The 11,154-nt window shown below is 67.8% G+C and carries 7 protein-coding genes and 2 pseudogenes; 3 read left to right on the forward strand and 6 right to left on the reverse strand.

What is annotated here, in order from left to right:
- Positions 1–450, forward strand: a pseudogene (locus BN976_RS13825) (transglycosylase family protein); the annotation flags it as partial.
- 4 nt (positions 451–454) lie between these two features.
- On the opposite strand, the gene BN976_RS13830 reads toward BN976_RS13825, so the two are convergent.
- The 4 genes from BN976_RS13830 to BN976_RS13845 are packed head-to-tail and all read right to left on the reverse strand — an operon-like array spanning position 455 to position 2,023.
- A complete protein-coding gene (locus BN976_RS13830; protein WP_011782194.1) occupies positions 455–880 on the reverse strand; it encodes a molybdenum cofactor biosynthesis protein MoaE in 426 nt (141 codons plus the stop codon).
- Positions 877–1,356 carry a MogA/MoaB family molybdenum cofactor biosynthesis protein gene (locus BN976_RS13835; protein WP_011782195.1) on the reverse strand — a complete coding sequence of 160 codons (480 nt, stop codon included), beginning with the start codon at positions 1,354–1,356 and terminating at the stop codon, positions 877–879. The genes BN976_RS13830 and BN976_RS13835 overlap by 4 nt, the downstream gene beginning before the upstream one ends.
- A complete protein-coding gene (gene moaC / locus BN976_RS13840) occupies positions 1,353–1,790 on the reverse strand; it encodes a cyclic pyranopterin monophosphate synthase MoaC (protein ID WP_051558430.1) in 438 nt (145 codons plus the stop codon). The genes BN976_RS13835 and moaC overlap by 4 nt, the downstream gene beginning before the upstream one ends.
- 47 nt (positions 1,791–1,837) lie before the next feature.
- The gene (locus BN976_RS13845) at positions 1,838–2,023 is read right to left on the reverse strand and encodes a hypothetical protein (protein ID WP_011782197.1); all 186 of its coding nucleotides are present in this window, start codon (positions 2,021–2,023) and stop codon (positions 1,838–1,840) included.
- A gap of 65 nt (positions 2,024–2,088) precedes the next feature.
- Here BN976_RS13845 and BN976_RS13850 point away from each other — a divergent pair, with 65 nt between their 5' ends.
- Complete coding sequence (locus BN976_RS13850; RefSeq protein WP_036371291.1) at positions 2,089–4,344, forward strand: helicase-associated domain-containing protein; 2,256 nt, start codon at positions 2,089–2,091, stop codon at positions 4,342–4,344.
- Here the strand turns inward: BN976_RS13850 and BN976_RS13855 are convergent, their stop codons facing one another.
- Positions 4,345–7,488: an ICP22 family protein gene (locus tag BN976_RS13855; protein WP_235622047.1), complete on the reverse strand. Its 3,144-nt coding sequence runs from the start codon at positions 7,486–7,488 to the stop codon at positions 4,345–4,347. It abuts the gene before it with no gap.
- Positions 7,489–7,866: 378 nt separating this feature from the next.
- Here BN976_RS13855 and BN976_RS13860 point away from each other — a divergent pair, with 378 nt between their 5' ends.
- Positions 7,867–9,516, forward strand: a complete 1,650-nt coding sequence (locus tag BN976_RS13860; RefSeq protein WP_011782199.1) for a DNA repair helicase XPB — start codon at positions 7,867–7,869, stop codon at positions 9,514–9,516.
- 15 nt (positions 9,517–9,531) lie between these two features.
- Here the strand turns inward: BN976_RS13860 and BN976_RS13865 are convergent.
- Positions 9,532–11,154, reverse strand: a pseudogene (locus tag BN976_RS13865) (hypothetical protein); the annotation flags it as partial.

The raw sequence follows: 11,154 nt of genomic DNA on the forward strand, positions 1-11,154 counted from the left end.
CCTGCCCCGGCGCCTGCCCCGGCCCCGGCTGCTCTCGCCGCGCCCGCACCCGATCCGCTGGCCCCCCTCGGCGCCGTCGAGGTGCCCGCCCCGGCCTACGACATCGCGAACCAGGCGATCAGCGGCGAGCTGCCCGTTCCCTCCGAGGTGCCGCACCTGGCCAGCCCGGACAACCTGCCCCCCGGCACGGCGATGGCGCCGCAGGGCCCCCGGCAGAGCCCCAACGTGACGTACCTCAAGGAGATCTGGCACGCGATCCAGACTCAGGAGATCTCCGGTGCCGACGCGCTGCTGGCGCTTACCCAGCGGCCGCTGACGACCCCCGACACCCCGGGCGGCACCCCGCCGATCGCTCCGGGCGCTCCGGGCGCCCCGGTGGCGCCGCTGGCAGGGCCGGCACCGGCTCCCGCTCCTGTCCCGGCACCCGCCCCGGTGTTGCCACCCGCCTGACCCGTCAGGCGGAGTTGACCCACTCGTCGCTGCCGTCGGCGAAGAACTGGTGCTTCCACACCGGTAGCCGCTCCTTGACGCGGTCGACCAGCCGGGCGCAGGTCTCGAAGGCCGCGCCGCGGTGGTCGGCCGCCACAGCGGCGACCAGTGCGGCGTCGCCGATGTGAAGCGTGCCGACCCGGTGGCTGACGGCGATGGCCCGGACGCCCCGGCTTTCGGCTGCGACCTCGGCGGCCACCTCGGCCAGCGTCTGTTCGGCCGTCGGGTGTGCCGAGTATTCGAGCCGAGTCACCGTCCGCCCGCCGTCGTGGTCGCGCACCACGCCGGCGAAGGTGACCACCGCGCCCGCCGCCTCGTGCGCGACGAGCTCCTCATGTTCGATCGTGCCGATCGGTTGCTCCGTCAGAGCGGCGCGCAGGACGGCGGTCATCGCGGGTGGTCCTTGCCTTGAAGTTGGTCGAGCGCGTGGTCGAGAACATCGGCGAGGACACCGAGGCCGTCCCTGACGCCTCCCAGGGAGCCTGGAAGGTTCACGATCAGCGTGCGGCCTGCGACGCCGCAGACTCCGCGCGACAGCACCGACGTCGGCACCTTCGGAAGACCCGACCGCCTGATGGCGTCGGCCAGGCCCGGGATCTCATAGTCGAGCAGGGCGGCGGTGATCTGTGGGGTGGCGTCCGTCGGCGAGATGCCGGTGCCGCCGGAAGTGAGGATCAGGTCTGGGTGGTCGCTCAGCGCGGCGCGCAGCGCCTGGTCGACGGGTTCACCGTCGGCCACCACGACCGGCGCCGGGGTGTCGATGCCGCGATCGTTGAGCCAGTCGACGAGGACCGGGCCGCAGCGGTCGTCGTACACGCCGGCGGATGCCCGGGTCGAGGCGATGAGGACCACGCCCGAACGCGTCACCTGACCCAGGTCCCGGTCTTGCCGCCCTCCTTGCGGACCACCCTGATGTCGTCGATGCGGGCGGCGCGGTCGACGGCCTTGATCATGTCGTAGACGGTCAACGCGGCCACGCTGACTGCGGTGAGGGCCTCCATCTCGACGCCGGTGCGGTCCGTGGTGCGCACCGTCGCGGTGATGGCCACTGCGCCGGGATCGTCATCGCCGCCGATCGTGAAGTCGATGTCGACGCCGGTGATCGCCAGGGGATGGCACAGGGGCACGAGGTCACTGGTCCGCTTCGCCGCCATGATCCCCGCAACGCGCGCGGTGGCCAGCGCATCACCCTTGGGCAGCCCGTTGGCAGTGATCAGCTCCACCACATCCGGGCGGGTGTGCACGGTGCCCGAGGCGACCGCGATCCGCTTGGTGGCGTCCTTGGCCGTGACGTCGACCATGTGAGCCGCGCCGGTCTCGTCGAGATGCGAGAGGCGGTCGGGCACCGCTACCTGTTGATGACGGTGACGGCTTGGATGAAGGGCAGCTCATCGGCCGGCAGCGGGAACGTCACGTCACCGAACGGCGACAGCGCGCCCGTGCGGTCGGTGGCGAGTTCGCTGACCGCGTGGTCATCAGGGTCGGTCGTGGGCCAACCGGGGTCGACGTATCGGTTCTTCTTGTCATCAGCCACGGTGACATTGTGGCAGGCGACTCGCCGGCTGGCGAGGTCGGGAGGCTCCTTTACGCTGGTCAGCAATGAGCGTGAAGAGTCCGGGCGTGCCGCTGGGCGCCTGGTTGGCCGAATTGGACGACGCGCGGCTGATCCGGCTGCTGCGTCTGCGGCCTGATCTCACCCAGCCTCCACCGGGCAGCATCGCCGCGCTGGCTGCCCGCGCCGCCGCGCGCCAGTCGGTCAAGGCCGCCACCGACGACCTGGACTTTCTGCATCTGGCGGTGCTCGACGCCCTGCTCACGCTGCACGCCGAGACGACGGCGGTCACGCTCGCCGAGCTGGCCGGGACTTTCGGTGAACGCATCGACAAGACAGACATGCGCGCCGCGCTCGACGAACTGTCGGCGCGCGCTCTGGTGTGGGGTGACGGGGCGCTGCGGGTGGTCGCGGAAGCGGCGTCAAGTCTGCCCTGGTATCCCGGGCAGGTCAGCCTGGAAAGCCCGACGCAGACCGGCGCCGAGGTCGCCGCGGCACTCGAGACCGTGGACGGCCCGGCGCGCGACCTGCTGGACAAGCTGCTGGAGGGGTCCCCGATCGGCCGGACCCGGGATGCGATACCGGGAACCCCACCGGATCGGCCCGTCCAGCGGCTACTGGCGGCGGGCCTGCTGCGCAGAATCGACGACGACACCGTCATCCTGCCCCGGCTCGTCGGTCAGGTGCTGCGCGGCGAGAGCCCGGGCCCGGTCACCTTGTCCGCACCCGACCCGACGGTGACGTCGACGACCGCCGCCGACGTCGACGCCGTGGCCGCCGGTGCGGCGATCGACTTCATGCGTGAAGTCGAGGTCCTTCTCGAAACATTGAGTGCGGCACCCGTTCCCGAGCTTCGCAGCGGCGGTCTCGGCGTACGGGAAGTCAAGCGGCTGACCAAGGTCACGGGCATCGACGAACGTCGACTGGCCCTGATCCTTGAGGTTGCCGCGGCCGCCGGCCTGATCGCGCCCGGCATGCCGGAACCAGACCCCCTCGACGGCGCGGGGTCACATTGGGCGCCCACGGTGGCGTTCGATCGGTTCGTCGAATCGCCCACCTCCGCCAAGTGGCATCTGCTGGTGTCGTCATGGCTGGAGCTGCCGGGGCGCCCCAGCCTGGTCGGCAGCCGCGGCCCCGACAACAAACCCTATGCGGCGCTGTCGGATTCGCTGTTCTCGACGGCGGCGCCCCTTGATCGCCGGTTACTGCTTGAGGTCCTGGCCGATCTGCCACCGGGCTGCGGGGCCGACGCCGACAGCGCCTCACAGGCGATGCTGTGGCGACGGCCCAGGTGGTCGGTGCGACTGCAGACCGGCCCGATCGGCGACATGCTCACCGAGGCTCATGCCGTCGGTGTGGTGGGCCGCGGCGCGGTCGCATCACCGGTCCGGCGCATGCTCGCCGGCGACGGGGACGACGCAGTCGTCGCCGCCATGGAGAAGGTGCTTCCTGCGCCTATCGACCACTTCCTGCTGCAGGCGGACCTGACCGTCATCGTGCCCGGCCCGCTGGAACGGGCCCTTGCCGAACAGCTGGCGGCCGTGGCCACAGTCGAGTCGGCCGGTGCGGCCATGGTGTACCGCATCGACGAGGCATCGGTGCGGCGAGCGCTGGACACCGGCAAGACTGCGGGCGAGATTCACGCTCTCTTCAACCGGCATTCGAAAACACCTGTGCCACAAGCGCTGACCTATCTGATCGACGATGTGGCGCGGCGGCACGGACAGCTGCGGGTGGGCATGGCTTCGGCGTTCGTCCGGTGCGAGGACCCCGCGCTGTTGGCACAGGCGGTGGCCGCACCGGCCACCGAACGCGTCGAGCTGCGCCTGTTGGCGCCGACCGTGGCGGTGTCGCAGGCTCCGATCGCCGACGTCCTCGCTGCGTTGCGGACGGCCGGCTTCGCACCGGCGGCAGAGGATGCGACGGGTGCAGTCGTCGACCTGCGCAGCCGGGGCGCCCGCGTACCGTCACCGGGCCGTCGCCGCGGGTATCGGCACGGTCCTACGCCGACGGATCAGACGCTCGCGGCGATCGTCGCCGTGCTACGCAAGGTCGCGTCGACGCCGTCGCCAGGTATGCGGCTGGACCCCGCGGTCGCGATCTCCGAGCTTCAGCACGCCGCACTGCACCAGGAATCTGTGGTGATCGGCTATGTGGATCCGGCCGGGGTGGCGACCCAGCGGGTGGTGGCCCCGATCAACGTCCGGGGCGGGCAGCTCACCGCTTACGACCCGGCGTCGGGGCGGGTGCGCGAGTTCGCGATCCACCGGGTGACGTCGGTGGTGTCGGCCGACTCCGGGTGACTACCGGAACACCGTCACGGCCACGACGCCCGGAATGAGGTTGGTGACGTTCGAGTCGTCGGTGACGTACACCGACAGCGTGCGCGTGACCCCCAGGACGTCGAACAATCCGCCACCGTAATTGGTCGCCCTGAAGGTGATCGCCTGAAGCGCCTGTGTGTACTGGGCGATGGTCGCCGTCCCCGTCAGCGTGAGTTCACCGGTCGCGGTGTTGTAGTTCGCCGTGATCGGGTTGCCCGCGATGGGCGCGTAGCCCAGCGCGTCCCCGCTGGTGAACTTGTCGGTGATCTTGACCGAGGCGCCGGTGAGCACCGCCGAGTCGGTGTCGACGATCGTCGCCAATGTGATCGGGTTGACCGTCTGCCCGACCAAGGGGACGGACAGTCCGACGGTGACGACTGTCGGGCGGTCCGGATTCTTCACGAGTGCTGTTGCGGCACCGGGCAGCAACGCAGTCAGCCCCGAGTCGTCGACGACGTCGACCGTCATCGTCCTGAGGATTCCCGCCCCGGCGGTGGCCGAGAAGGTCACTGCCTCCAGGGCGGCCTCGTACTCTGCCACCGTCGCGCTCCCGGAGAGTGTGAGGGTGTCGGCGCCGTTCCAGGACCCGGTGATCGGGCCACCCGGGGGCGTACTGTACGCGAGTATGTCGCCAGCCTGCCGCGTCACCCCGAGCGTCACGGTGGCACCCGTCAGCACCGCGGAGTCAAGATCCTCGACCGTCACCACCGGCATCAGCACCGAGCCTGCCCTCCCGATCGTGTAGGTCGGGGGTAGCGACGCCACAATGACCGTAGGCCTCAGTGGCGCAACGGAACTCGCGAAGACGATGCCCGGCGCGGGGCTGGTGTCCCCGTCGACCTCGGTGACGTTGACGGTGATCGTGCGCGGCAACCCCAGCTGGGTCGCACTGAAGGTGATGGCCTTCAGCGCTTCCTGATACTGCTCGACTGTCGCCGTTCCCGACAGCGTCACCGTCCAATCGTTGGTCTGCGCGACGGTGACCGGGCTGTCCTGGATCACCGAGAAGCCCAACTTGTCCCCGGTCATGCGGTTCAGACCGATGGCCACCACTGCGCCGTTGAGCAATCCGTCATCGGCGTTGGCGATCCCCACCGCGGACATCACCGTCACCGGGGCCTTGCCGATCGTATGGATCGGCACACCCACCGGGGTCACGATGAGCGGCGGCTCGAGGTCGATGGCAGGCAACACGGTCGCAGCGACCAGTGCAGGCAGAAGGCTGTCGATACCGTCCGCATCGGTGAGCGTGATCTCCACCGTCCGCGCGACAAGTCCGAGCTGCGTCGCACTGAACGTGATCGCCTTCAGGGCTGTTTCGTAGTCCGCGTTCGAGTGCATCCCCGTCAATTCCAGTGTCCAGTCGTCGATCTGCTGGACGCCGATCGTGATGCCCGCGGGTGCCACATACGTCAACGTGTCCCCCGCCATCCGGCCCAGTTCCCCGATCCTCACCAGGGCACGCGTCATCGCCGACGAATCCGGATCGACGATCTGGGCGACCGAGAGCAGAGCGACGGGATCCTCACCGAGGAAGTAGGGGGTCCCACCCACCGCCAGCACAGACGGCGGTGCGTCGAGCGGTAGTCCGGGAAGCACGGTCACGACCGCGAATGCGGGCACGATGTTGCTCAGCCCGTGTTGGTCGGTGATGGTGACATCGACGGTGCGGGCGACCAGACCGAGGTCTGTTGTGCTGAATGTGACTGCTTTCAAGGCGGTTTCGTAGTCAGCCTGCGAAGCCAGCCCCGTCAGCTTCACCGTGTACTCGTTGACCTGTTCGGCGTCGATGGAGACGCCGGCGGGTGCCGCGTACCGTAGTTTGTCGCCGGCTTGGCGCCCCACCCCGATGGTGACGGTCGCCTGGTTCATCGACGGAGAATCTGCGTCGACGATCTTCGCGAGGGACAGGAGACCGACTGGATCACCGCCGAGCAGATAGGGCAAACCTCCGGTGACCGCCAGCGCGGGAGGCGACTGCAGGATGGGATCGATGTCGAATTCCACTGTCTGGGTGCAGTTGTCGACCTTTGCGAGTCCAAACAACCGGGCAATCGAGTGCAGGATGCTCTGGATTCCGCCGAGAACACCGGTGAGGTGCTCGGAGTCGTCGCGGACGATGACGTCGAACTGGACCGTGACGGGATCGCCGATGACAGGCAGTGACGGCGTGTAGACAAACTTGCCCGTGAGCGGTTCCCGGAATACCAGGCCACTCTCTGGCTGGACGATGTCGTAGGTCAGTGGGTCCCCGTTGGGGTCGTATGCGTCGATGTCGATGACGACCTGTCCGGTCAGGATCTGCTCGGTCGTCACTGAACGCACCACCGGGGTCTTGTTGAAGAACGTGTGTGTGATCAGTCGACGCACCCAGGCCAGCAGGCTGTCGGCGACCGGTGAGGGCGCCGGGAGCTCAGGATCGGCGAGGGGGGCAACGACAGTGGAGACCACCGAGCCGACCAGATCAACCGAGCCGACCTTCTGCCCGGGTCCGTCGGCGACCTCAATCGCAGCCTGGTCGGCGGCGGTGGCACCCGTCGACGAGGTCCGGACGGCAACCTCACGCGGCTCCAGTGATTCGTCACCGGTCGGGTCGATCCGGTCGTCAAGCGGCGGCTCGGCCTCAACCGCTCCGGTGTGCTCGTCGTCGTCCGCGCTGGGTGTCTCCTCCGACTCCTCGGTCAGGTCGTCCGGATCGTCGTCGTTCGCGCTGGGCGTCTCCCCTGATTGCTCGGTGAGGTCGTCCGGATCGTCGTCGTTCGCGTCGCCGAGCTCGGACTCTTCGTGATCGTCCGGGGACTGCGTGCGCTCACCCGCGCCAGAGGAGGACTCTCCGCCCGGCTCGGATGAACCGGAGGCGACGGAGGTGCCCGCCCCCGAACCCGCATCCGAGCCGTCGTCCGCGTACGCGAGCCCCGAGGACGAGTTCGCGATCGCGATGCCGATGCCGAGGGACACCGCGAGGGCACCGATCCGGCCGATGTGGGCGGCATGCCGCGGCGCGGACCGTCGTGCATGCCGCGCCATCCCTGCCGTCCTGGTGTGATCGAGGAGGCCGGCCGCAGCCCAGAAGCCGGGCGCAGGGATGTTCGTGACTTGGTGGCGAGCTGGATTGGCACTCACGTGTCGGCCTCCGTCCGTCCGCTTGCTGCAGGGCCGAGGTGTTCTCCGCGACTTCTCGCCGAGCGAACGACCCAGCAGATCAGACAGTAGGGCAAAATAGTGATAGGCATCACAATCACGCGCCTAGCGCTTCCAATTGCAAGGAGGCAGCTACCCTTCAAGCGGCCTCCAACGTGCCTTACTTCTGATCAGCAAATTTTCCTCGCCGACACTTTCTGCCTGGTAGTGCCGCTTCACGGCTGGCGGATCACGGCTCTCGCAATGCGGAATGCCACCGCCGGGGGCACCGCCCGGGACGACACTCGCCCCAGGGACGTCCGCAGAACCTGAATAATGGGAAAACGTGACTTTTCACGACACATCGGGGCGGGATCACGCGTGACTGACGGCCCACTGATCGTCCAGTCCGACAAGACCGTGCTGCTCGAAGTCGACCACGAGCAGGCCGGGGCCGCCCGCGCGGCCATCGCGCCGTTCGCCGAGCTCGAACGCGCGCCTGAGCACGTCCACACCTACCGCATCACGCCGCTGGCGCTGTGGAACGCCCGGGCCGCCGGACACGACGCGGAGCAGGTCGTCGACGCGCTGGTGACGTTCTCCCGCTATGCCGTACCGCAGCCTCTTCTGGTCGACATCGTCGACACGATGGCCCGGTACGGGCGGCTGCAACTCGTCAAGCATCCGGCGCACGGTCTCACGCTGGTCAGTTTCGACCGTGCCGTGCTCGAAGAGGTGCTGCGGAACAAGAAGATCGCGCCCATGCTCGGCGCCCGCCTCGACGACGACACCGTCATCGTGCACAACAGCGAACGTGGCCGCGTCAAGCAGATGCTGCTCAAGATCGGCTGGCCGGCCGAGGACCTGGCCGGGTACGTCGATGGCGAAGCGCACCCGATCGAACTCGCACAGGACGGTTGGCAGCTGCGCGACTACCAACAGATGGCCGCCGACTCCTTCTGGGACGGCGGGTCTGGCGTGGTGGTGCTGCCCTGCGGGGCGGGCAAAACACTGGTGGGGGCGGCCGCCATGGCCAAGGCCGGCGCGACGACCCTGATCCTCGTGACCAACACCGTCGCGGGCCGGCAGTGGAAGCGCGAACTGGTGGCGCGGACGTCGTTGACCGAGGAGGAGATCGGCGAATACTCGGGCGAGCGCAAGGAGATCCGGCCGGTCACCATCGCGACCTATCAGGTCATCACCCGCCGGACCAAGGGCGAGTACAAGCACCTGGAGCTCTTCGACAGCCGGGACTGGGGCCTGATCATCTACGACGAGGTGCACTTGCTGCCGGCGCCGGTGTTCCGGATGACGGCCGACCTGCAGTCGCGCAGGCGGCTCGGTCTGACGGCAACCCTGATCCGCGAGGACGGCCGGGAGGGTGACGTGTTCTCGCTGATCGGTCCGAAGCGCTACGACGCGCCGTGGAAGGACATCGAGGCCCAGGGCTGGATCGCGCCCGCCGAATGCGTCGAGGTTCGCGTCACGATGACCGACAACGAGCGAATGATGTACGCAACCGCCGAACCCGACGAGCGCTACAAGCTGTGTGCGACCGCGCATACGAAGATCGCCGTGGTGAAGTCCATTCTGGAGCGACACCCCGATGAACCGACGCTGGTGATCGGCGCCTACCTCGACCAACTCGACGAGCTCGGCACCGAGTTGAACGCACCGGTGATCCAAGGATCGACGAAGAATGCCGAACGTGAGGCATTGTTCGACGCCTTCCGCCGCGGCGAGATCCGCACTCTGGTGGTGTCCAAGGTCGCGAACTTCTCCATCGACCTTCCCGAAGCGAGTGTGGCCGTACAGGTTTCAGGGACGTTCGGTTCCAGACAAGAAGAGGCACAGCGGTTGGGCCGGTTGTTGCGCCCCAAGGCCGACGGCGGCGGCGCCGTCTTCTACTCGGTGGTCTCGCGTGACAGCCTCGACGCCGAGTACGCCGCGCACAGGCAGCGGTTTCTTGCCGAGCAGGGCTACGGCTACGTCATCAAGGACGCCGACGACCTGCTCGGTCCGGCGATCTGACCGAGCAGGCGCGGGTTACCACACGCTGACGGTCATCGAACCCGAAGCACTCTTTCCACCGTTGTCCGTGACGGTGACGGCGATCGTCCGAGTCGTCCATCCGCCCTGGTTCGCCCAGAACGTCACCGCCCGCAGCGCCTGCTCGTACTGTTCCACCGTCGCCGTCCCGGACAGCGTCAGGGTCTTGGAACCCGAGTCCCACGATGCCGTCACTGGATTACCCGAAGGCTGCACGTAACCGAGGGTGTCGTTCGACTGCACGAAGGAAGTGACCTTCAGCGTGGCGCCGGACAGGTAGCCGAGGTCGTCGCTGATGTCGAGCGTGACAACGGGATTCATCGGAGGATCGTTGCGGTCGTAGGACTTTCCACCGGTGATCCACAACCCGGGCGCCGAGTTCTCACGGACGGTTGCAGTGGCCAGGCCGTTGAGCAGTCCAGAGCTGCTGACCCCGGTATCGTCAGACACCGACACGGAAATCCCACGAACAAACAGGATTCCGCCCGTGGCCGAGAACGTGACGGCCTCGAGCGCCTCCTCGTACTGGGCCTTGGTGCCGATTCCCGTCAGTGTGAGCGTCTTGCTGCCGGCATCCCACGTTGCGGTAATCGGGTTGCCGGAGGGCTGAACGTATCCCAGCACATCACCGGACTGACCGAGGGTCTCGATCGTCACCCTCGCCGACGAGAACATGTCGGAGTCTGCGTCGGTGATTGTCGCGGACGACAGCAGCGTTACGGGCGCGGTGCCGATGGTGTGTGTGGGCGTGCCGACCGTCACCACCGAGGGCTGTAACGAGTACCTGACATTGGCGGTCGCCGCACCGGGCAGCAGGCTGTCCACGTTGGTGTCGTCGGTCACCGTGATCGATATCCCACGGACGAGGAGCGCGCCCCCGGTCGCAGAGAAGGTGACGGCCTCAAGTGCCTCCTCGTACTGCGCCTTGGTGGCCACTCCAGCCAGCGTCAGCGTGCGGGTGGCCGCGTTCCAGCTTGCCGTGATCGGATTCCCTGAGGGGGCAATGTATCCCAGGACATCGCCGTCTTGTCCGAGGGTGGCGATCGTCACGGTGGCCTTCGACATGCTGTCGGAGTCCGCATCGGCGATACTGGCCGACGCGATGAGCTTCACCGGAGCGGTGCCGATTGTGTAGGTCGGTGCGCCGATAGTGGCCACCGACGGCGGCAGGCCCACCACGGTCACGATCGCGGAACCCGGAACGAGGCTCTTGACGGCGGAGTCATCGGTGACGTGAATCTGGATGCCCCTCGACAGGCCACCCTGGTTAGTGGTGAAGGTGACCGCCTTGATCGCCTCTTCGTACTGGTCGAGTGTGGCCACGCCCGACAAGGTCAGGGTTCTGGTGGCCGCGTTCCAGCTCGCGGTGATCGGATTCCCCGACGGCGCGGTGTAACTCAGCACATCGCCGTCCTGATACGCGGTCGCGACGACGATCGTGGCTTCCGACAAGTTGTCCGAGTCCAGATCGCCGAGGCTCACCGAGGACACCACCTTGACCGGGGACCCGCCCAGCTTGAAAATCGGCGTCCCGAACACCGTCACCGTCGGCGGCAACCCGATCACATTCACGATCGCCGCACCCGGGACCAGACTCTGCACCTGCGCGTCATCCGTCAC

The organism is Mycolicibacterium austroafricanum (assembly GCF_000612725.1).
In the GTDB taxonomy this organism is placed as follows: Bacteria; Actinomycetota; Actinomycetes; order Mycobacteriales; family Mycobacteriaceae; genus Mycobacterium; species Mycobacterium austroafricanum.

Excerpts from the sequence above, each read along its gene's own strand:
- BN976_RS13830 (WP_011782194.1), bottom strand. The coding sequence starts at position 880 with ATGACCGCCGTCCTGCGCGCCGCTCTGACGGAGCAACCGATCGGCACG.
- BN976_RS13850 (WP_036371291.1), top strand. The coding sequence starts at position 2,089 with ATGAGCGTGAAGAGTCCGGGCGTGCCGCTGGGCGCCTGGTTGGCCGAA.
- moaC (WP_051558430.1), bottom strand. The coding sequence starts at position 1,790 with ATGGTCGACGTCACGGCCAAGGACGCCACCAAGCGGATCGCGGTCGCC.